This is a genomic window from Cellulomonas denverensis (assembly GCF_012396125.1).
GTDB classification, from domain to species: domain Bacteria; phylum Actinomycetota; class Actinomycetes; order Actinomycetales; family Cellulomonadaceae; genus Cellulomonas; species Cellulomonas denverensis.
In genome coordinates, this window is sequence record NZ_JAAXOX010000011.1 from 84743 (window position 1) to 110713 (window position 25971).

Sequence of the window (25971 nt, forward strand, 5' to 3'; positions counted from 1 at the left end):
TGACCGGCCCGCACGGGCCGGTCTCGACAGGAGAGAACAATGGCTGAGCTGACCATCGGGCCGGACCAGATCAAGGCTGCGCTCGACAGCTTCGTGAAGTCCTACGAGCCCACCGCCGCCGCCTCCGAGGAGGTCGGCCGCGTGACCCTGGCCGCGGACGGCATCGCGCAGGTCGAGGGCCTGCCGGGTGCGATGGCCAACGAGCTGCTCAAGTTCGAGGACGGCACGCTCGGCCTGGCGCTGAACCTGGACGTCCGCGAGATCGGCGTCATCGTCCTGGGCGAGTTCTCCGGGATCGAGGAGGGCCAGGAGGTCCGCCGCACCGGTGAGGTGCTCTCGGTCCCCGTGGGCGACGACTTCCTCGGCCGCGTGGTCGACCCGCTGGGTCAGCCGATCGACGGCCTGGGCGAGATCACCGCGGACGCCCGCCGCGCCCTGGAGCTGCAGGCCCCCGGCGTGATGGCCCGCAAGTCGGTGCACGAGCCGCTGCAGACCGGCATCAAGGCGATCGACACCATGATCCCGATCGGCCGCGGCCAGCGTCAGCTGATCATCGGCGACCGCCAGACCGGCAAGACCGCGATCGCGATCGACACGATCATCAACCAGAAGGCGAACTGGGAGACCGGCGACCCGGCCCAGCAGGTGCGCTGCATCTACGTCGCGGTCGGCCAGAAGGGCTCCACCATCGCCTCGGTGCGCGGCGCCCTGGAGGAGGCCGGTGCGCTGGAGTACACCACCATCGTGGCCGCTCCCGCCTCCGACCCCGCGGGCTTCAAGTACCTGGCCCCGTACACCGGCTCGGCGATCGGCCAGCACTGGATGTACGAGGGCAAGCACGTCCTGATCATCTTCGACGACCTGTCCAAGCAGGCCGAGGCCTACCGCGCCGTGTCGCTGCTGCTGCGCCGCCCGCCGGGCCGTGAGGCGTACCCCGGTGACGTGTTCTACCTGCACTCCCGTCTGCTGGAGCGTTGCGCCAAGCTCTCCGACGAGCTGGGCGCGGGCTCGATGACCGGCCTGCCGGTGATCGAGACCAAGGCGAACGACGTGTCGGCGTACATCCCGACCAACGTCATCTCCATCACCGACGGCCAGATCTTCCTGCAGTCCGACCTGTTCAACGCGGACCAGCGCCCGGCGGTCGACGTCGGTATCTCGGTCTCCCGCGTCGGTGGTGACGCGCAGATCAAGGCGATGAAGAAGGTCTCCGGCACGCTGAAGCTGGACCTGGCCCAGTACCGGTCGCTGGAGGCGTTCGCCATGTTCGCCTCCGACCTGGACGCGGCCTCCCGTGCCCAGCTGACCCGTGGCGCCCGGCTGATGGAGCTGCTCAAGCAGCCGCAGTACTCGCCGTACCCGGCCGAGGAGCAGGTCGCCTCGGTGTGGGCCGGCACCAAGGGCAAGCTGGACGACGTCCCGGTCGAGGACGTGGCCCGGTTCGAGGCCGAGCTGCTGGACCACCTGCGCCGGAACACCGACGTGCTCAGCACGATCATCTCCACCGGCAAGCTGGAGGAGGACACCGAGGAGGCGCTGGCCGCCGCGGTGGAGGAGTTCCGGACCGGCTTCCTCAAGGGCGACGGCACCCCGCTGGTGGGTGGCGCCGAGGAGGAGTCCGAGACCCCGGTCGAGCAGGAGCAGATCGTCCGGCAGAAGAAGGCCTGAGCATGGCCGGACAGCAGCGGGTCTACCGCCAGCGGATCAGGTCGACCCAGTCGCTCAAGAAGATGTTCCGTGCCCAGGAGCTGATCGCCGCCTCGCGGATCGGTCGCGCCCGGGACCGGATGGCGGCGGCCAGCCCCTACGCCACGGCGATCACCAAGGCCGTGTCCGCGGTGGCCACCCACTCGGACGTGCGGCACCCGCTGCTGGCCGACCGGGAGGACACCAACCGGGTCGCCGTGCTCCTGATCGCCTCGGACCGCGGCATGGCCGGCGCCTACTCGGCCAGTGTGATCCGGGAGGCAGAGGCACTGATCGAGCGGCTGCGCGGCGAGGGCAAGGAGGTCGCGCTCTACGTCGCCGGACGCCGGGCGGAGGCCTTCTACACCTTCCGGCACCGGGAGCTGGCCGCGTCCTGGACCGGCCAGTCCGACGCCCCGACCGCCGAGCTCGCCGACGAGATCGCCGGCCGCCTGCTGGCCGACTTCGCGGCACCGGCCGAGGACGGCGGGGTGGGCGAGCTGCACATCGTCAGCACCCGGTTCCAGAACATGGTGACCCAGCGTCCCCAGGTGATCCGGATGCTGCCGCTGGAGGTCGTGGACGGCGTCGTCGAGCACGGCTCGGACGAGGTGCTGCCGCTCTACGAGTTCGAGCCCAGCGTGGAGGAGGTGCTGGACGCGCTGCTGCCGCGGTACGTCCGGACCCGGATCTACTCCTGCCTGCTGCACGCCGCGGCCTCCGAGCTGGCCTCCCGCCAGCGCGCGATGCACACCGCGACCGAGAACGCCGAGGACCTCATCCGCACCTACACCCGGCTGGCCAACCAGGCCCGCCAGGCCGAGATCACCCAGGAGATCAGCGAGATCGTGTCGGGCGCCGACGCGCTGGCTTCCTGAACCACCCGCAGACCAGAACCCCCACGCCGCCGCAGCGGCGGCAACACGAAGTGAGGCAGACATGACCGCCACCACCGTCGACGCGAAGGACACGGCCACGCCGGGCGTGGGCCGCGTCGCGCGCGTGATCGGGCCCGTCGTGGACATCGAGTTCCCTGCGGACCAGATCCCGGAGATGTACAACGCACTGACCGTCGACATCGACCTGTCCGGTCAGGGCGAGGGCGAGACCCAGGGCGGCTTCACCATGACGCTGGAGGTCGCCCAGCACCTGGGTGACTCCCTGATCCGCGCCATCGCGCTCAAGCCGACCGACGGCCTGGTCCGCGGTGCCAAGGTCACCGACACCGGGGCGCCGATCTCGGTGCCGGTCGGCGACATCACCAAGGGCCACGTGTTCAACGTGACCGGTGAGGTGCTGAACCTGGCCGAGGGCGAGAAGCTCGAGATCACCGAGCGCTGGCCGATCCACCGCAAGCCGCCGGCCTTCGACCAGCTCGAGTCGAAGACCACCATGTTCGAGACCGGCATCAAGGTGATCGACCTGCTCACCCCGTACGTGCAGGGTGGCAAGATCGGCCTGTTCGGCGGTGCCGGTGTCGGCAAGACCGTGCTGATCCAGGAGATGATCCAGCGCGTCGCCCAGGACCACGGTGGTGTGTCGGTGTTCGCCGGTGTCGGCGAGCGCACCCGTGAGGGCAACGACCTGATCGGTGAGATGGAGGAGGCCGGGGTCTTCGACAAGACCGCCCTGGTCTTCGGCCAGATGGACGAGCCGCCGGGCACCCGACTGCGGGTGGCGCTGTCCGCGCTGACGATGGCGGAGTACTTCCGCGACGTGCAGAAGCAGGACGTGCTGCTGTTCATCGACAACATCTTCCGGTTCACCCAGGCCGGCTCCGAGGTGTCCACCCTGCTGGGCCGGATGCCGTCGGCGGTGGGCTACCAGCCCAACCTGGCGGACGAGATGGGTCAGCTCCAGGAGCGGATCACCTCCACCCGCGGTCACTCGATCACCTCGCTGCAGGCGATCTACGTCCCCGCGGACGACTACACCGACCCGGCGCCGGCGACCACCTTCGCCCACCTGGACGCGACCACCGAGCTCTCCCGTGAGATCGCTTCCCGCGGTCTGTACCCGGCCGTGGACCCGCTGGCCTCGACCAGCCGGATCCTCGACCCGCGGTACGTCGGCCAGGAGCACTACGACGTGGCGACCCAGGTGAAGTCGATCCTGCAGCGCAACAAGGAGCTGCAGGACATCATCGCCATCCTCGGTGTGGACGAGCTCTCGGAGGAGGACAAGACCGTCGTGGCCCGCGCCCGCCGGATCCAGCAGTTCCTCTCCCAGAACACCTACATGGCGGAGAAGTTCACCGGCGTGGTCGGCTCGACCGTGCCGGTGGCCGAGACCGTCGAGGCGTTCAAGCGGATCGCGGCCGGCGAGTTCGACCACATCGCCGAGCAGGCGTTCTTCAACATCGGTGGCCTGGAGGACCTGGAGCGCAACTGGGCCCGGATCCAGAAGGAGTACGGGGTCTGATGCCCGGCAAGCTCGAGGTCGACCTGGTCGGCACCGACGGCACCATCTGGTCCGGTGCCGCCCGGTCGCTGAGCGCCCCCGCCTCCGACGGCGAGATCGGCATCCTGCCCGGTCACACCCCGGTGCTGTCCGTGCTCGGCCACGGCCGGGTGCGGATCGAGACCGAGGGCGGCGCCAAGCAGCAGTGGGTCGTGCACGGGGGGTTCCTCTCCGTCGACGACGACCAGGTCACGGTGGTGGTGGACGGCCTCGACGAGACCGCCACCCCGGCTGCCTGACCCACCCGTGCACGAGGTCCACGTCGCGCTGATCGCGCTGTTCGTCGTGGTCGTCGTGCTGGCCGTGGGCGGGGTCGCACTGTCCCGGTGGCACACCCTGACCCGTCGGGTGGGCTCCTTCTCCTGTGCCGTGCGCGCCGGGGGCCGTCAGGTCCCCGGCGTCGCGCATTACGGGGCGCACAGCCTGTACTGGTTCAAGCTGCGGTCGCTGTCCTTCCGGGCCACCCGCACCTGGTCCCGGTCCGGGCTGAGCGTGCTGGAACGGGCCCCGCTGCACGAGGGGCGTCCCGGCGGACCGCTGGTGGTGCGCTGCCGGGTCGCCGGCGGTCCGGTCGGCCTGGAGGAACAGGTCGAGCTGGTGATGTCCCGCGAGGCCTACGCCGGCCTGACGTCCTGGCTGGAGGCCGGACCGACCGCCTCCTACCTGGTGATCTGAGGAAGACACACACATGCGCCTGCTCGTCGCCCGTTGCGCCGCCCGGTATAGCGGCCGCCTGAACGCCCACCTGCCGCTGGCCACTCGCCTGGTGGTGGTGAAGTCCGATGGGTCGGTGCTGCTGCACTCCGACGGCGGCTCGTACAAGCCGCTGAACTGGATGAGCCCGCCGTGCACGCTGCGCACCGCACCCGCCGAGGGCGAGGCGGCCGAGCGCGGCGTCGAGCAGGTGTGGACCGTGCAGCACACCAAGAGCGACGACCTGCTGGTGATCGAGATCCACGAGGTGCTGCACGACTCCGAGCACGATCTGGGCGTCGACCCGGGTCTGGTCAAGGACGGGGTCGAGGCACATCTGCAGGAGCTGATGGCGGCCCAGATCGAGGTGCTCGGCAGCGGGCACACCCTGGTCCGCCGGGAGTACCCGACCGCGATCGGCCCGGTGGACATCCTGGCCAAGGGCCCCGGCGGTGGCACGGTCGCGGTCGAGATCAAGCGGCGCGGCGACATCGACGGCGTCGAGCAGCTCACCCGCTACCTGGAACTGCTGAACCGCGACCCGCTGCTGGCGCCGGTGCGCGGGGTGTTCGCCGCCCAGGAGATCAAGCCGCAGGCCCGGGTGCTGGCCACCGACCGCGGCATCACCTGCCTGGTGCTGGACTACGACGCCATGCGCGGGGTCGACGACGTGGACTCCCGGCTGTTCTGAGCTGCACACGCGGGACCCCGGGCCGTGGCCCCGGGACCGTGGCCAGGTCCACAATGGGCGGGTGAGCACGTACCGCACCGACGCCCCGACCCTGCTGCGTGGCGAGGTCGTCACCCCCACCCAGATCGAGCCCGACGGGGTCGTCGTGCTCAGCGGCGACCGGATCGCCTGGGTGGGGCCGGTGGAGCAGCTGCCCGCCGAGTGGCGCGACGAGCTGCCCGCCGAGCCGGCCCCCGGCACCACAGTGCTGCCCGGCCTGATCGACATCCACGACCACGGCGGCGGCGGGGAGTCCTTCCCGGACGCCACCACCGCCGACCAGGCCCGGACCGCCGCCCGGGAGCACCTGCGGCACGGCACCACCGGCCTGGTCGCCTCCCTGGTCACCGCCCCTCGCGAGGTGCTGCTCGCCCGGGCCGCCCTGCTGGCCGACCTGGTCGACGCCGGTGAGCTGATCGGCATCCACTCCGAGGGCCCGTTCCTGTCCGCCGATCGCTGCGGCGCCCAGAACCCCGGCGACATGCTGGGCGGGGACCCGGTGCTGGTGGCCGAGCTCGCCGCCGCCGCCCGCGGCCACCTGGTGACCATGACCATCGCCCCCGAGGTGCCCGGTGTCGCCGACGGCGGTCCCGGCCGGCCGGATGCGATGTCCGCCCTGGTGCAGGCCGGGGCGTTGCCGTCCATTGGGCACACCGACGCCCACGCCCCGACTGTCGAGGCGGCGGTGCAGCGCGGCCGGGCCCTGCTGGCCGGTGGCGAGCGGGCCGAGGCGGTCGGCGGCGGACTCCTGCCCGGCCGGTCGCCGCGGCTGACCGCCACCCACCTGTTCAACGGCATGCGCCCCCTGCACCACCGCGACCCGGGCCCGATCGCCGCCTGCCTGGCCGCCGCCGCCCGGGGCGAGCTGGTGGTTGAACTGGTCGCCGACGGCACCCACCTGGACCCGGCCACCGTGCGCAGCATCTTCGACCTGGTCGGCGCGGAGTCGATCATGCTGGTCACCGACGCGATGGCCGCGGCCGGGATGCCGGACGGCGACTACCGGCTCGGGCCGATGGCGGTCCGGGTCGGAGAGGGCGTGGCCCGGCTGATCGCCGACGACGGCAGCTCCGGCGCGATCGCCGGTGGCACCGCGCACCTGCTGGACGTGGTGCGGGCGACCGTCGCCGCCGGAGTGCCGATGGTCGCGGCGGTGCGCTCCGCGGCCACCACCCCCGCCCACGTGCTGGGCCGGGAGGACCTCGGTGCCCTGGTCGCCGGTCGCCGGGCGGACGTCCTGGTCACCGACCACGAGCTCGCGCCGGTGGCGGTGTACCGGGCGGGCGTCCTGATCGAGGACTGAACTCTCCCGCCGAGGGCGCGGGTCGACCCAGGGTCCGTGACGTGGGGGGCCGGGGCGGTCCACCCAGGACCTCGCCCTCCGCCACTTACCCCGGGTCGCACGCCCGCGCCCCGGCCCTAGCCTGCGGTGGTCCGCCCGTTCGAGCCCGAGGACCCGCCGTGACCAGCCCCGCCCGCCATGCCACCCGGCCCTCCGTCGGTACCGGCCGGCCGCGCCCCGCGTTCCTCGCCGCGGCCGGGTGCCTGATGGTTGGAGTGGTGGTGCACGTTCCCCCGGTCTGGAACCAGTTGGCCGGTCCGGAACGCGCCGGCCGCCGGGCCTGGTACCAGCGCGCCGCGGCGGGGTTCGGGCAGTGGCCGATCACGATCCTGTGCGGCTTCGTGGCACTGCTGCTGGTGGGCTCGCTGCTGGCGTCGTCCCGCCGGGGCGCGGGGGAGTCCTAGCGGCGGCGGGCGGCGCGCGACCGTGTCGGTGTCCGGCCCCGCGCGCCCACCCTCGTGCCCGCCGGGCCCGCGCCGACCTGCCCGCCGCGCCCAGCCGCCCGGCTGCCCGCCCGTCCCGCGCCGTCGTCGTCGCCGTGTGTCGAACCGATTCGTCCCAGGGATCGCCCTGACCGCCTGATCATCCGATGATCACGGTATCGAAACGCTTCCGCGCCCAGCTGGACCTTCGATTAGTTCGGTGGCTAGAGTTACGGCCACGCGAAGCGCTTCGACTCTGCAGTGAGGTAGAGCCGTGCCGTCGAGGAAGAGGGCAGTGGAGTGGTGGTGACCATGCAGGACGTCGCCCGGCATGCCGGGGTGGCGCTGTCGACGGTCTCCGCCACCCTGACCGCCGCGCGGCCGGTGTCCGCCGGCACCCGGGCCCGAGTCGAGGCGTCGATGACCGAACTCGGCTACCGGCCCAACGCGCTGGCCCGCGGACTGGCGAGCAAGCGGAGCCACGTGCTCGCGCTGGCCTTCCCGATGGGCCCGGCCGGTCTCTCCCGCACCTCCGCCGAGTTCGTGATCGGCGCCACCGAGGCCGCCCAGGACCGTGGCTACCAGCTGGTGCTCTGGCCGTTCGCCACCGATGACGCCGCCGGGCTGCTGGACGTCGCCCGGCAGGGGCTGGCCGACGGGGTGCTGCTGATGGAGGTCGGCACCGGCGACGCCCGGGTCCGCGCGCTGGCCGAGGCCGGGATCCCGCAGGCGCTGATCGGGCGGACCGGCGACGACGGCCTGCCGGTGGTGGACATCGACTTCGACGCGACCGTGGTGGCGGCGGTGCAGCACCTGTCCGGACTGGGACACCGCCGGATCGCGTTCGTGAACCACGCCGAGCACCGGGTCACCGAGGGCCACGGACCGACCGTGCGGGCCGGCGAGGCCTACCGGCGGATCGTGGCCGGCCTCGGACTGCCCGCCCAGGAGGTGTTCGCCGAGGAGTCGGTGGCCGGCGGGCGGGTGGTGGCCGCGCAGCTGCTCGACGCACCGCAGCCACCGACCGCGGTGCTGGTGATGAACGAGGAGGCCGCCTTCGGGCTGGTCGCCGAGTTCGCCGCCCGCGGGGTCGCGATCCCCGGTGATGTCTCGGTCGCCGCGGTGGTGTCCACCCCGGCGGTGGCCGGGCAGACCGTGCCGCCGCTGACCACCTGGCACGCCCCGGGGGTCGCCCTCGGCCGCGCCGGGGTGGACCTGCTGCTCAGCGTGCTCGGCACCGGCGAGGTGCCCGCGCCGACGCTGATCGGCTGCGGACTCGTCGACCTGGGCAGCACCGGCCCGGCGCCCCGCGGCGGCCCGCACCCCTAGACCCCCCGACCCTGCACCGGCGTTCACCGGCGCAGGAAGACCTGTACGACCCGGCAGTAACTCGACGAGGAGGAACGACGTGAAGGCTCAGCGCACCAGGTACGTGGCGGGCGCGATGGCGCTCGCCCTGCCCCTGGCCCTGGCGGCCTGCGGTGGGGACAACGGCGGAGGAGGCGGGGGCTCCGACGCCAACACCCTGACCGTCTGGCACTACGAGAACGACGAGTCGGCGATGGGCCAGGCCTGGGCCCGCGCGATCGAGATCTTCGAGGACGAGCACCCCGACGTCACGGTGAAGGTCGAGAACCAGACCTTCGAGCAGATCCAGAAGAACGCCTCCATCTTCCTGACCGGCGACGACGTGCCGGACGTGATGGAGTACAACAAGGGCAACGCCACCGCGGGCCAGCTGGCCTCGCAGGGCCTGATCACCCCGCTGACCGACGAGGCCGAGTCCCGTGGCTGGGGCGACATCCTGCCCGCCTCGATCCAGACCACCGGCATGTACGACGAGCAGGGCCTGATGGGCTCCGGCGACTGGTACGGCGTGGCCAACTATGGCGAGTTCGTCGGCAACTACTACAACGACGACATGTTCACCGCGAACGGGATCGCGATCCCGACCACCTTCGAGGAGTTCGAGGCGGCGCTCGCGGCGTTCAAGGAGAAGGGCATCACCCCGCTGGCCGAGGCCGGGTCGGAGTACCCGATGGGTCAGCTCTGGTACGAGCTGGTGCTGCACTACGGCGACCGGTCGCTGGTCGACGACTACCAGCTGTTCAAGGGCGACGTGGACTTCCACGACGACGCCTTCACCCAGGCGACCAACAAGCTCGACGAGTGGATCAAGGCCGGCTACATCGCCTCCGACTCCGCCGCGCTGACCGCCGAGGACATGGGCGTGTCCTTCATCAACGGCACCTACCCGATCATGGTCTCCGGCTCGTGGTGGTTCGGCCGGCTGAACGAGGAGATCCCGTTCCAGTGGAGCCAGGGCCTGTTCCCGGGCAACGACCTGCACCCGGGCTCCTCCGGCAACCTGTGGGTGGTCCCGGAGAACGCGGCGAACAAGGACCTGGCCTACGACTTCATCGACATCACGCTGAGCGATGAGGTGCAGGAGATCCTCGGCCAGGCGGGTGGCCTGCCGGTCGCGTCCACCGACGCCTCGGGCATCACGGACGAGAAGACCCGGGAGATGACCGAGAACTTCAACACCGTCCTGGACGAGGACGGCCTGGCGTTCTACCCCGACTGGCCGGTGGCCGGGTTCTACGACGTGATCGTGTCCGAGATGCAGTCGCTGATCAACCAGTCCAAGACCCCGGACGAGGTGCTGGACTCGCTGTCCAGCGCCTATGAGGACGGCAAGACCGACCTGCTCGAGGGCTGATCCTCCGCGCCGGTCCCGTCGCCACGGTGACGGGACCGGCGCGCCTCCCATCCCCCGAATCCAGCGGAGACCTGCGAGGAGAACGGCCCCCTGATGTCCACGACCACCACTGCGACCACCCCGTCGCGCCGACGCAAGAACCGCGGCAAGTGGGGCTATGTGCCCTACCTGCTGCCGGGCCTGATCGGCTTCACCGTCATCATCCTGATCCCGTTCGGGATGAACATCTACTACTCCCTGCACAAGTGGAAGGGCGGCAACGCCCCGATGCGGTGGTACGGCCTGGGCAACTACGCCGACCTGATGCAGGACGAGCAGTTCTGGACCTCGTTCAAGAACTCGATCGCGATGATCGGCGCGATGGTGATCATCCCGACCGTGATCGGCCTGCTGCTCGCCACCGTGCTGTTCGACGTGCTGGGCAAGCGGTTCGGCCCCCGGGTCGCCTCCACCCTGCGCGCGCTGTACTACCTGCCGCAGATCCTGCCGGTCGCCGTGGCCGGTGTGCTGTGGAACTGGATCCTGAACTCCCAGACCGGCGCGGTGAACGTGATCCTGCGCGGGATCGGGATCGACAACCCGCCGAACTGGCTGGGCTCCACCGACACCGCCCTGCCCAGCGTGATGCTGGTGCTGATCTGGATCCAGATCGGCTACCCGGTGGTCATCTTCATGTCCGCGCTGCAGCGGGTCGACCCCGAGCTGTACGAGGCGGCCGAGCTGGACGGCGCGGGCTGGTGGCACCGGTTCAAGGCGATCACGCTGCCGCAGATCAAGCCGGAGACGTTCGTCATCACGCTGACCTGCACGGTCGCCGCGCTGAAGGTCTTCGGACCGATCTACGTGCTGACCCGCGGTGGCCCGGAGAGTTCGACGCTGGTGCCGAGCTACTACTCGTACCTGAACTTCTTCGACAAGTCGAAGGTCGGCTACGGCGCCGCGATCGCCAACGTCCTGACGCTGCTGATCATCGTGGTCGCGGTCGTCATCATGGTGCTGCAGGCCCGCAGTGCCCGTCGTGAGGAGGAGGGGCACTGATGGCCACGCAGATCGAGACCCTGCCCGGCTCGGCGGGGGTCGGCGCCGGCCGGCGACCGCGCCGCTCCAAGGCCACCGACACCGATCGACGGCACCGCCGGGGCGTGGCCCGCTGGTTCGTGCTCGCCGCCGCGATCATCGTCGCGGTGCTGATGATGATCCCGTTCGTCATCATGGTGCTGAACGCCTTCAAGTCCCCGGCGGACTACTCCACGAACGGGCCGCTGAGCATCCCGCAGGAGCTCTACACCGACGGCCTGGTCAACTTCTGGGAGCGGGTCAACTTCCCGGAGAAGCTGCTCAACTCGGTGTGGATCTCCAGCTTCGTGGCGATCTTCGCCGTGGTGGTGTCCCTGCTGAGCGCCTATGCGCTGGGCGTCGGCCGGATCAAGGGCCGGATGTCGATCGTGACCCTGTTCCTGCTGGCCAACATGCTGCCGCAGGAGGTGCTGGTCTACCCGCTGTTCCAGATGGCGCAGAAGGTCGGGCTGAGCAACAACCAGTGGTCGATCATCCTGATCTTCACCGTGATCCAGGCGGCGTTCGGCACCTACCTGCTGTCCTCGGTGCTCGGCACCTTCCCGAAGGCGCTGCTGGAGGCGTCGGCGCTGGACGGGGCGGGCAAGTGGCGCACGCTGTGGAGCGTCGTCTTCCCGGTGGTGCGGCCGACCATGTCCGTGCTGGTGATCTTCTTCTTCATCTGGACCTGGAACGAGTTCTTCATCCCGCTGGTCATGCTGACCACCAACGCGACCCAGACCATCCCGGTGGCGCTGGCCTCGCTGCAGGGCGACCGGATGATGGATGCGCCGACCACCAACGCCGGCGCCCTGGTGTCGATGATCCCGGCGATCATCTTCTTCATCATGTTCCAGCGCACCCTGACCCGTGGCATCACGGCGGGTGCGGTCAAGTGAGCTGAGCGCGGGGGCGAACCGGCGGGTCGGGGGACGGCCGGCGGGGTACGGGGCGGATGCGCGGTCGGCGCGTCCGCCCCGTACCGCGTCACCACCCACCCGGTGTGCACGGGGGACTTGCGGTACCCACGCGGCGCGAGACACTCGGGTGTCAGTGGTGCCGGGCGACGGTGCGCCCGGCACCCGCCGTCTCGCCCCGAGGACCCGTCATGTCGCTGCGCCGTGTCGCCGCCAGCACGCTGGCCGCCGCTCTGGTCGTCCTGCCGCTCGGCACCGCCCAGGCACTGGTCACGGGGTGGGCGGCCCTCCCGGGCATGCCCGGTCTGGGCGCCGGCTTCGACGCGGCCGTGCAGGTGGTGCTGCCGCTGGCCGACGGCAGCGGCGATCTGATCGTCGGCGGTGACTTCACCAGCCTGAACGGCGACGGGTCGATCCCCGATCATCTGGTGCGGTTGAACGCCGACGGTTCGCCGGACACCGACACCGGGTTCAACGCCGCCCTCGGCACCGGGTTGGACGCCCGGGTGCGGACCGGGCTGCTCGCCGATGACGGCCAGATCGTGATCGGCGGTGACTTCACCACGATGGACGGCGCCGCCACGATCCCGCAGCGACTGGTGCGACTCGACCCGGCCGGCGGCGTGCCCGATCCGGCCTGGGTCACCGCGCTCGGCTCCGGGCTGGAGGGCCCGGTCACCGATCTGGCCTGGGAGGTCACCGGCGATCTGCTGGTGGTGGGCGACTTCGCCTTCCTCGACGGCTCGCGGGTGCCGCGCGGCCTGATCCGGCTGCGGGCGGACGGCAGCCTCGACACCGCGCTGGCCGCGAGCCTGGCGCAGGGCTTCAGTGACCGGGTCGACACGGTCGCCGCGCTTCCCGACGGCGACCTGCTGGTCGGTGGTGTCTTCCAGACCCTGAACCTGCAGAACTCGATCCCCGCCCGGCTGGCGAGGTTGAACGCGGACGGCAGCCCCGACCGTGACACCGGCTTCAACGCGGCGGTCGGCTCCGGGGTGTCCGGCGTGGTGTACACGATCGCCACGACCGCGGACGGCGGGGTGATCCTGGGCGGCACGTTCTCGGCGATCGACGGGGATGCGACCCCCGCCGGACTGCTGCGCGTGGACGGTGACGGGGTCCGGGACACCAGCACGTCGTTCAACGCGACCGCGGCCACCTTCGGCCGTGCCGTGGTCGCGACCGTGCTGGTGAGCGCCGACGGCGGTGTGCTGGTCGGCGGCAACTACTCCGGAGCGGGCGTGGTGCCCAACTCCCTGGTCCGGTTCGCCCCGGACGGCTCGCTGGACGACGACGTCAACGACGCCCTGGGCACCGGGTTCAACGGCTCGGTGTCCGCCCTGGCCGAGACCTCCGACGGTGCCCTCCTGGTCGGCGGCGCCTTCACGGCGCTGAACGGGGACGCCGGCACACCCGACGACCTGACCCGGATCACCCCGGTGAGCCTGGACATCGACGAGTCCAGCCTCGGCATCGACGCCACCGGCTCCCGCACCGATCCGGTGGGCGTCGCCCTGGGCCCGGTCACCCCCGGCGGCGTCGCCACCCCCGGCCTCGCGGTGAGCTTCGCGGTCACCGGGCTCCCCGACGGCCTGAGCTTCGACCCGGCAACCGGCCGGATCACCGGCACGCCGACCACCCCGGGGGACTACCCGGTCACGGTCACCGCCACCTCGCCCACCGGTGCCGGCACACTCACCGACACCAGCGCCTTCACCTGGACCGTCGCCGCCGGCCAGGCACCCACGGTCGCCGGGAGCCCGGCGACCGGCACCGTCGGCACCCCGTTCGACTTCACCCCTGCGGTGACCGGCGACCCGGCTCCGACCGTGACCGCGGTCGCCCGTGGGCCGCTGCCCGCCGGTCTGACCCTCGACCCGGCGACCGGCCGGGTCAGCGGCACGCCCACCGCGGCCGGCACGGTCACGATCGACGTCACCGCGACGAACCTGCACGGGACCGCCGAGCGCACCGTCACGATCACCGTCCAGCCGGCCGCCGTGCCCGGGCTGACCGTGCGGTACCCGATCCGGATGGCGGGGCAATCGCAGACCGCGGTCGGCAGCGGCTTCGTCCCCGGGGAGCCGGTCCAGCTGGTGCTCACCTCCTCGCCGGTCGGCCTCGGCACCGTGATCGCGGATCAGGCCGGCGGGTTCACCCTCACCTTCACCGTGCCCGCCGACGTCGCACCGGGTGCCCACACCGTGACCGCGACCGCCACCTCGGGGACGGCGAGAGCGGGCTTCACGGTGATCGCTGCGACCGTCGTCCCGGCGCCGGCCGGCCTGGCGGTCACCGGGACGCAGGTGGGTGTGGTCGTGGTGTCGGCCGCCGCCCTGGTGGTCGCAGGCGCCGCGATCCTGGCCTTGCGCCGCCGTCGGCGCTGACCGTTCCCGCAGTTCACGCCGTCTCCGGCGTAGCGGCGCCGTGTCCGGTGTTGCGCGATCCTGTCCGGGGTTGATCGCCGGGACTTGTCATCCGGCCTGTGCTGCCCGTAAGGTCGCCCCTGCGAGACCGTCGAAGCGCTTGCGCAACGAAGGGCAACGGAGACCTGAGAAGGCGCAGTTCCGCTGCGCACGCCCCGTCGGCACCGTCCGGCGGCCCTCACGAACCGGCGCTCGGAGTCGCACATTTCCGCACATGCCACCCCGGTGGCAGCCGCCCTCTCCAGGGTCGAAGCGCTTCAACCGATCGCGGAGGTGAGCAGCGCCCCGGCTGCCCACCGGGTCCACCCGCGTGGTGGCTTCAGAGAGGAACGCCAACGATGGCTAGTGGGAGCAAGAAGCGGCTGCTCGCGGCCGCGGCGACCGTCGGAGTGCTGAGCCTGGCCGTGACGGCCTGCTCGGGCGGCGGCGACGGCGGCAGCGGGTCCAGCGGCGACGGCGAGCCGGTCACCCTCGAGTTCTGGGGCTGGGTCCCCGGCCTGGAGGACACCGTGGCCGAGTGGAACGCCGCCAACCCCGACATCCAGATCGACTTCTTCCGGATGACCGGCGACGACGGCGACAAGATCCCGGCCGCCATCGACGCCGGCACCGCCCCGGACATCGTGCAGATGTCCAGCCACTCGCTGCCGGGCCACATCATCAACGACCGGCTCACCGACATCACCGAGTACGCCGCCGACCTGCAGGACGAGTTCACCCCGTCGTCCTGGGGCACCGTGGTCTTCGACGACAAGGTGTACGCGGTCCCGCAGGACTCCGGCCCGTCCGGGCTGCTCTACCGGACCGACCTGTTCGCCCAGTACGGCATCGAGGTGCCGACCACCTGGGACGAGTACCTGGACGCCGCCCGAGCGCTGCACGCCGCGAACCCCGAGGTGTACATCGCCCAGTTCTCCCCGAACGAGGCCGGGTTCTGGATCCAGTCGGTGTGGCAGAACTCCGGCTCCTGGTACGGCATCGACGGCGACTCCTGGCAGGTCAGCGTCAACGACGAGGCCAGCAAGGACGTGGCCGAGGTCTGGCAGACCCTGCTGGACGAGGACCTGGTCAAGGTCGTCGAGATGTGGACCCCGGAGTACTGGGCCGAGGTGAACGACGGGACGATCGCCACCATCAACTACGGCGCCTGGTTCCCCGCGTTGCTCAAGGAGAGCGCTGCGGACCTGTCCGGGAAGTGGGGGATCGCCCCGACCCCGACCTTCGCCGGCTCCGAGTCCGCCGGTGAGTCCGGCGGTTCGGTGAACGTGGTGCCCCGCGGCACCGAACACGTCGAGCAGGCGGTGGAGTTCATCAGCTGGCTGAACGCCAGCGAGGAGGGCACCACCCACCTGATCGAGGGCGGGGTCTTCCCGTCGGCCTACGTCGGTCAGGAGAACGACGCCCTGCTGGTCGAGGACGAGTACTTCGGCGGGCAGGTCGCCAACCAGGTCTTCGCCGACGCCGCGGCCACCGTGCCGGACACCTGGGTGGACGGGCCGACCTTCGACCTGACCCAGGACGCGCTGAAGGACGCCTTCGCCCAGGTCGCCAACGGCCAGCTCACCTTCGCCGAGGCACTGGACCAGGTCCAGGCCAAGACCGTGAAGGACCTGCAGGACATGGGCCTCGAGGTGCAGGAGTGACCTCGGCCTCCCCGGCCACCGTGGCCCCCCGCTCCCGGCGCCGTCGTGGTGCCGGGAGCGGGGGGCTGCGGGCCGCTCCCTACGTGTTCATCGCGCCCTTCGCCGCGCTGTTCGTGGTCTTCCTGGTGCTGCCGATCGTGATCGCGGTCTACAAGAGCTTCTTCGCGGTGCAGCGGTCCGGGCTGGGCTTCGGCGGCGGCGAGGAGGCCTTCGTCGGCTTCGACAACTACGTCCAGGCGTTCGGGAACTCCGAGTTCCTGCGCGCCTTCGGCCGGGTGCTGCTGTTCGGCGTGGTCCAGGTCCCGGTGATGCTGCTGATCGCCCTGGCCCTGGCGCTGCTGTTCGACTCGGCGATGGTCCGCGGCAAGAAGTTCTTCCAGCTCTCGGTGTTCCTGCCCTACGCGGTCCCGTCGGTGGTCGCCGCCCTGATCTGGGGCTTCCTGTACCAGCCGAAGGTCAGCCCGATCGTGTCGGTGCTGCAGGACCTCGGCGTCGACCCGCAGTTCCTGGCGCCGGGCACCGTGATGTGGTCACTGGTCAACGTGGTGATCTGGTCGGTCACCGGGGTCAACATGATCATCATCTTCAGCTCGTTGCAGACCGTGCCGCGGGAAATGTACGAGGCCGCCCGGATCGACGGGGCGAGCGAGCTGCGGCTGGCGCTGCAGATCAAGATCCCGATGATCATGCCCGCGGTGCTGCTGACCACGCTGTTCTCGATCATCGGCACCCTGCAGCTGTTCAACGAGCCGATGACCCTGCGCTCGATCACCTCGAACATCTCCGGGTCCTACACGCCGAACATGGCGATCTACCAGACCACTACCCTGGGCGGGAATCTCAACCTCGGCTCCGCGATGGCCGTGCTCCTCGGCATCGTGACGATGATCCTGTCGATCGCGCTGTCCGCCGCCTCCAACCGCAGGAAGGGCGGTGCGCGATGACCGCCCCGACCATCGTCAGCGGCCGTCCGGCAGCCACCACCCCGGGCCGTCCGCCGAAGCCGCGTACCACCGCCGAGGGCGAACGGCCCAGCCGCGCCGCCCGGGTGATCGGCTGGGCGGTCATGATCGTCACGGCGATCTACTTCCTGGTGCCGGTGTACTGGCTGATCGTCGCCTCGACCAAGAGCACCGGCGACCTGTTCTCCACCCCGGGGTTCTGGTTCGCCGACTTCAACCTGTTCCAGAACCTGTCCGACCTGACCGCGCGGGACGGCGGCATCTTCTGGCGCTGGCTGGGCAACTCGGTGATCTACTCCGGGCTCGGCTCGATCCTGATGACCTTCATCAGCGTGATCACCGGGTACGCGCTGGCGGTCTATCGGTTCAAGGGCCGCTCGGTCGTGCTGGGCGCGGTGCTCGGCTCGATGCTGATCCCGCAGACCGTGCTGGCCCAGCCGATCTACGTCCTGCTGGTCGAGATCGGGCTGAACAACACCATGCTCGGGGTGCTGCTGCCGCAGCTGGTCTACCCGTTCGGCGTGATGCTCGGTTTCGTCTTCGCCGGGTCCGCGGTGCCGGGGGAGATCCTGGAGGCGGCGCGGCTGGACGGGGCGAGCGAGTGGCGGATCTTCCGCTCGATCTCCTCCCGGCTGCTCAGCTCCGGGTCGGTGACCATCCTGCTGTTCGCGTTCATCGGCTCCTGGAACAGCTACATGCTCCCGCTGCTGGTGCTCACCGACACCCGGTTGCAGCCGGTCACGGTCGGGCTGTCCGGCTGGAGCCAGGCCGCGATCACCATCCCGGGCCTGCAGACCCTGGTGATCATCGGGGCGCTGGTGTCGATCATCCCGATCATCGTCATCTTCATCTCCCTGCAGCGATTCTGGCGTTCCGGCCTGGCCGCGGGCGGGGTGCGGTTCTGAGATGACCGGCGACCACCCCGGGCGGGAGCTGCGGTTCAGCCGGCCGAGTGAAGGCTGGCTGGACGGGCTCCCGCTCGGGAACGGCCGGACCGGGGCGATGGTGCTGGCCGCCCCGGACCGGCTCCGGCTGGCCCTGAACGACACCACCGCCTGGTCGGGCGGCCCGGGCTCGGCCGCCCGGCGCGGGACGGTCACCGCGGAGCAGGCGGCCCACGCCCGGGCGGAGGCCGGCCGGCTGTGGGACCAGGGCCGGATCGTCGAGGCCGAACGCGCGCTCGCCGTGCTCCAGCAGGACTACGTGCAGTCGTTCCTGTCGCTGGCCGACCTGGTGCTCCGGCTGGGGGTGGACCCCGGCGCCTCCCTGGTGCGCGCCCTGTCGCTGCGGGACGGCGAACACCGGGTGCTGGCTGCCGGGGTGCGGCAGACCACCTTCGTCAGCGCCGTCGACCGGGTGCTGGTGCACCGGCTCACCGCCGACCGGCCGATCGACGTCGACCTGGAGCTGGCCACCCGGCTCGGCGAACCCGCACTGACCCGGCTCCCGGACGGCGCCGTGCTGCGGATGACCCTGCCGGCCGACGTCGCCCCCGGCCACGAACCCGGCGAACCGCCGCTGCGCTGGCAGGTGGAGGGGGTGAGCCCGCTGACCGCGGCGCTCGCGGTGGCCTGGGCGCATGACGGCACCCGTGCCGACACCCCCGCCGGGGTACGGCTGACCGGGGTGCGGGAGCTGGAGCTCCGGCTGGTCACCGCCACCACCTTCGACCGGATCGGCGCTGCGCCCAGCGGGGTGGCGGCGGACCGGGCGACCGCGATCCTGGCGGCCGCGGCGCACGCCACCTGGGCGGAGCTGCGCGACCGGCACCGGGCCGACCATCGCGGGCTGATGGACCGGTTCACCCTGGACCTGGGGGACCTGGGGGACCTGGGGGACCTGGGGGACCCCGGCCCCGGCGCACCCGACACCGACACCCGGGTGCTGCGCGCCGCCGCCCACCCCGGCGGTCCGCTCGCCGCCGACCCGGGCCTGCTCGCCCTGCTCACCGACTACGGCCGCTACCTGCTGATCGCCGCCTCCCGTCCGGGGGGACTGCCCGCCGGGCTCCAGGGGCTGTGGAACGACGACCTGCGCCCGCCGTGGTCCGCGGCCTACACCCTGAACATCAACACCGAGATGAACTACTGGCCGGCCGCTCCGACCGGCCTGGCCCCGACCGCCGAGCCGCTGCTCGACCTGGCCGAGGCGCTGGCGGAGCGGGGTGCGGACACCGCCCGCCGGCTGTACGGCGCTCGCGGCTGGGTGGCGCACCACAACACCGACGCCTGGGCGTACACCGCCCCGACCGCGGGGGACGCCTCCTGGGCGCAGTGGCCGATGGGCGGGGTGTGGCTGGTGCGCCAACTGGACGAGCTGCGCCGCTGCGACCTGGTGGACGACCCCTGGTGCCGGCGGTTGTGGCCGGTGGCGGTGGGTGCCGCGGAATTCGCGCTGGACCTGCTGGCCGAACGCCCGGACGGCACCCTGGCGACCTGGCCCTCCACCTCCCCGGAGAACCGGTTCCACACCGGCGACGGGCCGGCGGCGCTGACCCGGGGTTCCGGGATGGACCGGGCGCTGCTGCACGAGCTGGGCGGCACCGTGCACGGCTTGGCCGCGCGGCTGGGGCTGTGGCACCCGGTGCTGGCGGAGCTGGAGGCCGCGCTGCCCCGGGTGCCCGGACCGGTGACCGCCCCGGACGGCACGCTCCAGGAGTGGGACCTGCCCCGCCCGGAGACCGAGCCGCAGCACCGGCACGTCTCGCACCTGGTGTTCGCCTATCCCGGTTCCGGGCCCGGCGGGCGGCACGCGGCCGTGGCGGCGACGCTGGACCGCCGGGGCGACGACTCGACCGGCTGGTCGGTGGCGTGGAAGGCCGCCCTGTGGGCCCGGCTGGGGGACGGTGAGCGGGCCGGCCGGGTGCTCGGGCTCGCGCTGCGCCCCGTCTGGGACGGCCGGTCGCGGGGGCCGCACGCCGGCGGGGTGTATCGCAACCTGTTCGCCGCGCATCCGCCGTTCCAGATCGACGGCAACCTCGGTCTGGTCGGGGCGGTGGCCGAGCTGCTGGCCGGCGAGGTGGACGGCACGATCCGGCTGTTCCCGGCGCTGCCCTCCGCGCTGGCCGGACGCGGCGCGGTGACCGGGTTGATCGTCCGGCCCGGCGTCGCGGTGGACCTGCAATGGCGCGACGGCGTGCCGGTCCGGGTCGCCCTGACCGCCCGGTCGCCACGCTCGGCCGGCCCGCGGGAGGTGCGCTGGCGCGACCGGGTGTGGCGGGTGGTGCTGCCGGCCGGGGAGCCGGTGCTGCTGGACTGCTGAGCGTCGTCGAATCGCGTCGCCCTGCCAGCCCTCCGCCCCGGTTCTCGACAACGTTTCCCTTCCGTTGCTAGAGTCGCCCTACCGTAATCGAAGCGCTTCGACACAGAAGCCCCGACCCCGAGGCAATGACGCACGGTGCAGCCTGAGCTCAACCCCCACGCCCCACCCCCCGACCCCGCGCAGCGCGCCGCCGGCCGGGCGGCCTTCACCGCCCTGGTCGAGGAGCGCGGACTGCTCTACGGCGGCGACTACAACCCCGAGCAGTGGCCGGCCGAGGTCTGGCCGCAGGACGTCGCGCTGATGTCCGCGGCGGGGGTCAACCTGGTCACGGTCGGGGTGTTCTCCTGGGGGATGCTGGAACCGCAGTCCGGCCGGTGGTCGCTGGACTGGCTGGATCGGGTGCTGGACCTGCTCGCCGACGCCGGGATCGCGGTGGACCTGGCCACCCCGTCCGCCTCCGCACCGCCCTGGCTGGCGATCGACCACCCGGAGACCTCCGCGGTGAACGCCGACGGCGTCCGGATGAGCCACGGCTCGCGCAACCACTTCTGCCCGACCTCCCCGGTGTACCGCGAGCACGTGCTGCGGATCACCCGGGTGCTGGCCGAGCGCTACGGCGACCACCCGGCGCTGGCGATGTGGCACGTCGGGAACGAGTTCGGCCAGATCTGCTACTGCGACCTGTGCGCCGAGGCGTTCCGCGGCTGGCTGCGGCACCGCTACGGCACGCTGGACGAGCTGAACCGGGCCTGGGGCACCGCGTTCTGGTCCCAGCACCACGGCCGCTGGTCCGAGGTGATCCCGCCCCGCACCGCGCCCTATCTGCACAACCCCACCCAGGAGCTGGACTACCGGCGGTTCGCCTCCGACCAGTTGCGGGACCTGTACCGGGTGCAGGCCGCGCTGCTGCGCGAGCTGACCCCCGGTATCCCGGTGACCACCAACTTCATGGGCTTCTTCCCGCTGGTCGACTACCGCAGCTGGGCCGAGGACCTGGATGTGGTGGCCGACGACTGGTACTCCGACCCCGCCGACCCGCGCAGCCCCGCCCGCGCCGCCCTCACCCACGACCTGATGCGCTCGCTCGGCGACGGCCGGCCCTGGGTGCTGATGGAGCAGGCGACCAGCGCGGTGAACTGGCGCCCGCACAACCTGCCGCGCTCGGCCGGCACCATGCTGGTCGACTCCCTACGCGCGGTCGCGCACGGGGCCGACGCGATCTGCTACTTCCAGTGGCGGGCCTCGCTGGCCGGCGCCGAGCGGTTCCACTCCGCGATGCTGCCGCACGCCGGGCCGGACACCGATCTGCACCGCAGTGTGGTCGAGCAGGGCGCCGTGCTGTCCCGCCTGCGCCGGGTCGCCGGTAGCCGGGTCGAGGCCCGGGCCGCCCTGGTCTTCGACTGGAACTCCTGGTGGGCGGCCGGTGCACCGGGCAGCCCGAGCGACCGGATGGACGCCGTCGAGCTGCTGCTGAACGCCTACGAGCCGCTGTGGCGGGAGGGCATCGCGGTCGACGTGGTGCATCCCGGTGACGAGCTGGACCGGTATGACCTGGTCGTCGTCCCGAGCCTGTACCTGGTGTCGGACCAGGACGCGGCGGGACTGGCCCGGGTGCCCGAGCGCGGGGGAGTGCTGCTGGTCGGGCCGTTCTCCGCGGTGGCCGACCCGGACGCGCACATCCGGGCCGGCCGATTCCCCGGCCCGTGGGCCGGGGTGCTCGGGGTCAGCGGCGAGCAGCACCGCCCGCTGCCGGAGGCTGGGGCGCCGGTGGTCAGCGACAGCTTCGGCGAATTCACCGCCGGCACGTGGTCGGAGCTGCTGCGCGCCGACGACGCCGAGGTGCTCGCCGCCTACGCCGGTGCGGGGCTCGACGGGCGGCCGGCGCTCACCCGCCGCCAGACCGCCGCCGGTGGCCAGGCCTGGTACCTGTCCACCGTCCCGCCCGCCGCCACGCTCGCCCGGATCGTGCGCGAGTGCGCCGGCGCCGCCGGGCTGCGCGGCCCGCTCGCCGTCCCGCCCGGGGTCGAGGCGATCCGTCGCGGCGACGTGCTCTTCCTGCTGAACCACGGCACCGAGACCCGCACGGTCGCGCTGCCCTTTCCCGCCACCGACCTGATCGGCGGCTCCCACACCACCGGCGACCTCGAGCTGCCTGCCGAGTCCGCCGTTGCCCTGATCGAGGAGGATCGATGAAGTTCACCGACGGCTACTGGATGACCCGACCCGGAGTGAGCCTGCTCCGGCCGGTCGGCGTCGACGAGGTGGTGGCGGGCGACGGCTCGCTCACCGTCTATGCCGCCACCGCCAAGCTGACCAAGCGCGGCGACACCCTGAACCGCCCGCTGGTGACCATCACCCTGGACTCGCCGGCCGAGGGCGTGCTGGGCGTGACCGTGGAGCACTTCCGCGGCGCCCTGGATCGCGGGCCGCACTTCGAGCTGACCGGCGCCGGCCACCCGGTCGCCAAGGTCGAGGCCCCGCAGGGCGGACCGGCCACCCTGACCACCGGCAACCTCACCGCCACCGTCGCCGCCGAGGGCGGCTGGTCGCTGGACATCGCCGTCGACGGCCGCCGGGTGACCGGCTCCGACGCCCGCGGCCTGGCCCTGGTCGACGACAACGGCACCGCCTACGTCCGCGAGCAGCTCGACCTGGGCGTCCGCGAGCACGTCTACGGCCTGGGCGAGCGGTTCACCGCCTTCGTGAAGAACTCCCAGACCGTCGATGTCTGGAACGCCGACGGCGGCACCTCCTCGGAGCAGGCGTACAAGAACGTGCCGTTCCTGCTGTCCGACAAGGGCTACGGCGTGTTCGTCGACCACCCGGAGCACGTCTCGTTCGAGATCGGCTCCGAGGCGGTGTCCCGGACCCAGTTCAGCGTGCCCGGTCAGCGGCTGCGCTACTACGTGATCGCCGGTCCGGACCCCAAGGACGTGTTGCGCCGCTACACCGCGCTGACCGGTCGGCCCGCCGCGGTGCCGGACTGGTCCTACGGCCTGTGGCTGTCCACCTCCTTCACCACCTCCTACGACGAGGACACCGTGCTGTCCTTCATCGACGGGATGGCGGAGCGCGGCCTGCCGCTGAGCGTCTTCCACTTCGACTGCTTCTGGATGCGGCAGTTCCACTGGAGCGACTTCGTCTGGGACCCGGCGACCTTCCCGGACCCGGAGGGCCTGCTGCGCCGGTTGCACGAGCGCGACCTCAAGGTCTGCGTCTGGATCAACCCGTACATCGCCCAGCGCAGCTACCTGTTCGACGAGGGCCGCGAGCTCGGCTACCTGGTCACGAACCCGGACGGCTCGGTCTGGCAGTGGGACCTGTGGCAGGCCGGCATGGGCCTGGTCGACTTCACCAACCCGGACGCGGTCGCCTGGTTCCAGGGCAAGCTGCGCGCGCTGCTGGACATGGGCGTCGACTGCTTCAAGACCGACTTCGGCGAGCGGATCCCCACCGACGTGGTCTGGCACGACGGGTCGGACCCGCAGGCGATGCACAACTACTACACGCACCTGTACAACAAGGCGGTCTTCGACCTGCTGGTCGCCGAGCGCGGCGAGGGCGAGGCGGTGCTGTTCGCCCGGTCCGCGACCGCCGGTGGCCAGCAGTTCCCGGTGCACTGGGGCGGCGACTGCGAGTCGACCTTCGTGTCGATGGCCGAGTCGCTGCGCGGTGGGCTGTCGCTGTCGATGAGCGGCTTCGGCTACTGGTCGCACGACATCGGCGGCTTCGAGGGCACCCCGGACCCGGCGGTGTTCAAGCGCTGGCTGGCCTTCGGCCTGCTGTCCAGCCACTCCCGGCTGCACGGGTCGGACTCCTACCGGGTGCCGTGGGCCTTCGACCAGGAGGCCGTCGAGGTTACCCGCCGGTTCACCGAGCTGAAGCTGTCGCTGATGCCGTACCTGTCCCGGGTCGGGCGCACCGCCCACACCGAGGGCCTGCCGGTGATGCGCCCGATGGTGCTGGAGTTCCCCGCCGACCCCGCCGCCGCCACCGTCGACACCCAGTACATGCTGGGCGAGAACCTGCTGGTCGCACCGGTGTTCTCCGCCGACGGGGAGGTCGACGTCTACGTGCCCGAGGGCACCTGGACCAGCCTGATCGACGGCTCGACGGTCACCGGCCCGCGCTGGCACCGCCAGCAGCACGACTTCCTGTCCGTGCCGCTGCTCGCCCGCCCGGACAGCGTGCTGCCGGTGGGTGCCCGCACCGACCGCCCGGACTACGACCACGCCGACGGCGTCACGCTGCGGGTGTTCGAGCCGGCCGACGGTCACGACTCCACCACCCGGGTCGGCGAGGTGAGCTTCCGGGTGACCCGCTCCGGCGACACCGTCACGGCGGTCGCCACCGGCGCCATCGCCCCCTGGTCGCTCCAGCTCGGCGACCAGGTCGTCTCCGCCGAGGGCGACCGCGCGACGATCACCCTCTGACCGGGTCGCACTCGCCGAGAGTGCACGGATGCAGCCCTCCCACGCCCGGAGGCCTGCATTCGTGCACTCTCGGCACCCCCGGCCGGGATCGGGAGGGGTCAGACGGCGGGGGCGGCGACCGAGCCGCGGGGGGTGACGTCGGGGGAGACGAGCCGGGTGCTGGAGAGCGCCTCGCCGTCGAGCTGGGCCATCACCATCTCCACCGCCACCCGGCCGATGTCCTCGCCGGGCACGTCGATCCCGGTCAGCTCCCGGGCCAGTGCGGTCCCGGTGTCCGCGGCGCCGATCGCCACCACCGAGATGTCCTCCGGCACCCGGACTCCACGCCGTTCCAGCGCCGACATCACCCCGGGCAGCGCGAGCTCGTTGTGCACCACCAGGCCGGTGACGCCGGGCATCTCGTCCAGCACCCGCTCCAGCGCGGCGGTGCCCCCGGCGAAGTTCGGCTCACAGGGCAGGACCGCACAGTCCGCGCCGCGCAGTTCGGCCTCCTCGGTGGCACCGGCCCGCATCCGGACCGCGTAGTTGGCCCGCCGGTCGAAGCGTTCCTGGGAGGCGCCGATCAGGGCCAGCCGGCGATGCCCGGCGTCGGTGAGCGTGCGCACCGCCAGCCGTCCGGCCGCGGTGAAGTCCAGGTCCACACAGGACAGTCCGCTGGGGTCGGAGGGGACGCCGATCAGCACCGAGGGCTGCTTGAGCGAGCGCAGCGCGGGCAGTCGCTCGTCCTCGGCCTCGATGTCCATCACGATGATCGCGTCCGCCATCGAGGACGACGCCACCCGGTCCACCCCGGAGCTGTCGTCCTGGGTGAGCAGCAGCACGTCGTGGTCGTGCGCCCGGGCCGCGGACACCACCCCGGCGACGAACTGCATGATGATCTGCACGTTGATCCCGGGCCGGAACGGCACCATCAGGGCGATCACGTTGCTGCGGCTGGAGGCGAGCGCGCGGGCACCGGCGTGCGGGCGGTAGCCGAGGTCGCGGATGGTGCGTTCCACCCGCTCCCGGGTCCGCGGCGAGATCGGCCGCTTGCCGCTGAGCACGTAGCTGACGGTGGAGGCCGAGACCCCGGCCGCCTTCGCCACATCGTCGATCGTCGCCATGGCGCTCACCCTAGTCGGCCGGGGAAGCGGTTCGATCCGCGGAGGCCGGTGATCGCGCGGCACAGCCGCCCAGGTCACCCGAACACATCGAAATCCCATCGAACCGCCCGGAACA

Annotated in this window: 20 protein-coding genes; 19 read left to right on the forward strand and 1 reads right to left on the reverse strand. The window is 71.8% G+C overall.

Annotated features, from left to right (window positions below):
• Nucleotides 1-39: 39 nt before the first annotated feature.
• The 19 genes from atpA to yicI all read left to right on the forward strand — a co-directional run bounded on the left by atpA (nucleotide 40) and on the right by yicI (nucleotide 24753).
• Entirely contained in the window at nucleotides 40-1668 is a 1629-nt protein-coding gene (gene atpA, locus HGA03_RS15460; RefSeq protein ID WP_168631186.1) for a F0F1 ATP synthase subunit alpha, read from the forward strand.
• Nucleotides 1669-1670: 2 nt separating this feature from the next.
• Nucleotides 1671-2564: a F0F1 ATP synthase subunit gamma gene (locus HGA03_RS15465; protein ID WP_168631187.1), complete on the forward strand. Its 894-nt coding sequence runs from the start codon at nucleotides 1671-1673 to the stop codon at nucleotides 2562-2564.
• A gap of 61 nt (nucleotides 2565-2625) precedes the next feature.
• Nucleotides 2626-4107, forward strand: coding sequence for a F0F1 ATP synthase subunit beta (atpD, locus tag HGA03_RS15470; RefSeq protein WP_168631188.1), 1482 nt, complete (start codon nucleotides 2626-2628; stop codon nucleotides 4105-4107).
• Entirely contained in the window at nucleotides 4107-4385 is a 279-nt protein-coding gene (locus HGA03_RS15475; protein WP_168631189.1) for a F0F1 ATP synthase subunit epsilon, read from the forward strand. The genes atpD and HGA03_RS15475 overlap by 1 nt, the downstream gene beginning before the upstream one ends.
• A 7-nt stretch (nucleotides 4386-4392) precedes the next feature.
• The gene (locus tag HGA03_RS15480; protein WP_168631190.1) at nucleotides 4393-4821 is read left to right on the forward strand and encodes a DUF2550 family protein; all 429 of its coding nucleotides are present in this window, start codon (nucleotides 4393-4395) and stop codon (nucleotides 4819-4821) included.
• Between the two features lie 13 nt (nucleotides 4822-4834).
• Nucleotides 4835-5530: an endonuclease NucS gene (gene nucS, locus HGA03_RS15485; protein ID WP_168631191.1), complete on the forward strand. Its 696-nt coding sequence runs from the start codon at nucleotides 4835-4837 to the stop codon at nucleotides 5528-5530.
• A gap of 61 nt (nucleotides 5531-5591) precedes the next feature.
• A complete protein-coding gene (locus HGA03_RS15490) occupies nucleotides 5592-6872 on the forward strand; it encodes an N-acetylglucosamine-6-phosphate deacetylase (protein ID WP_168631192.1) in 1281 nt (426 codons plus the stop codon).
• A 158-nt stretch (nucleotides 6873-7030) separates the two neighbouring features.
• Nucleotides 7031-7315 carry a hypothetical protein gene (locus tag HGA03_RS15495; RefSeq protein ID WP_168631193.1) on the forward strand — a complete coding sequence of 95 codons (285 nt, stop codon included), beginning with the start codon at nucleotides 7031-7033 and terminating at the stop codon, nucleotides 7313-7315.
• 330 nt (nucleotides 7316-7645) lie between these two features.
• Entirely contained in the window at nucleotides 7646-8662 is a 1017-nt protein-coding gene (locus HGA03_RS15500; RefSeq protein ID WP_239073692.1) for a LacI family DNA-binding transcriptional regulator, read from the forward strand.
• Nucleotides 8663-8741: 79 nt separating this feature from the next.
• Complete coding sequence (locus HGA03_RS15505; RefSeq protein WP_239073689.1) at nucleotides 8742-10055, forward strand: ABC transporter substrate-binding protein; 1314 nt, start codon at nucleotides 8742-8744, stop codon at nucleotides 10053-10055.
• A gap of 93 nt (nucleotides 10056-10148) precedes the next feature.
• Nucleotides 10149-11093: a carbohydrate ABC transporter permease gene (locus tag HGA03_RS15510; protein ID WP_168631195.1), complete on the forward strand. Its 945-nt coding sequence runs from the start codon at nucleotides 10149-10151 to the stop codon at nucleotides 11091-11093.
• Complete coding sequence (locus tag HGA03_RS15515; RefSeq protein ID WP_168631196.1) at nucleotides 11093-12010, forward strand: carbohydrate ABC transporter permease; 918 nt, start codon at nucleotides 11093-11095, stop codon at nucleotides 12008-12010. Before HGA03_RS15510 ends, HGA03_RS15515 begins: the two co-directional genes overlap by 1 nt.
• Before the next feature lie 209 nt (nucleotides 12011-12219).
• Entirely contained in the window at nucleotides 12220-14415 is a 2196-nt protein-coding gene (locus tag HGA03_RS15520; RefSeq protein ID WP_168631197.1) for a putative Ig domain-containing protein, read from the forward strand.
• Between the two features lie 377 nt (nucleotides 14416-14792).
• Nucleotides 14793-16097 (forward strand): ABC transporter substrate-binding protein, encoded by a 1305-nt coding sequence (locus tag HGA03_RS19130; protein WP_168631198.1) that lies wholly within the window; start codon nucleotides 14793-14795, stop codon nucleotides 16095-16097.
• Nucleotides 16094-17041 carry a carbohydrate ABC transporter permease gene (locus HGA03_RS19645; RefSeq protein WP_168631199.1) on the forward strand — a complete coding sequence of 316 codons (948 nt, stop codon included), beginning with the start codon at nucleotides 16094-16096 and terminating at the stop codon, nucleotides 17039-17041. The genes HGA03_RS19130 and HGA03_RS19645 overlap by 4 nt, the downstream gene beginning before the upstream one ends.
• Nucleotides 17038-17964 (forward strand): carbohydrate ABC transporter permease, encoded by a 927-nt coding sequence (locus HGA03_RS15535; protein WP_168631200.1) that lies wholly within the window; start codon nucleotides 17038-17040, stop codon nucleotides 17962-17964. The genes HGA03_RS19645 and HGA03_RS15535 overlap by 4 nt, the downstream gene beginning before the upstream one ends.
• 1 nt (nucleotide 17965) lies before the next feature.
• Nucleotides 17966-20320 (forward strand): glycosyl hydrolase family 95 catalytic domain-containing protein, encoded by a 2355-nt coding sequence (locus HGA03_RS15540; RefSeq protein WP_168631201.1) that lies wholly within the window; start codon nucleotides 17966-17968, stop codon nucleotides 20318-20320.
• A gap of 135 nt (nucleotides 20321-20455) precedes the next feature.
• On the forward strand, nucleotides 20456-22513 hold the full coding sequence (locus HGA03_RS15545) for a beta-galactosidase (protein WP_168631202.1): 2058 nt from the start codon (nucleotides 20456-20458) through the stop codon (nucleotides 22511-22513).
• Entirely contained in the window at nucleotides 22510-24753 is a 2244-nt protein-coding gene (gene yicI / locus HGA03_RS15550) for an alpha-xylosidase (RefSeq protein ID WP_168631203.1), read from the forward strand. The genes HGA03_RS15545 and yicI overlap by 4 nt, the downstream gene beginning before the upstream one ends.
• Before the next feature lie 98 nt (nucleotides 24754-24851).
• Here the strand turns inward: yicI and HGA03_RS15555 are convergent, their stop codons facing one another.
• Entirely contained in the window at nucleotides 24852-25856 is a 1005-nt protein-coding gene (locus tag HGA03_RS15555) for a LacI family DNA-binding transcriptional regulator (RefSeq protein WP_168631204.1), read from the reverse strand.
• Nucleotides 25857-25971: the final 115 nt, after the last annotated feature.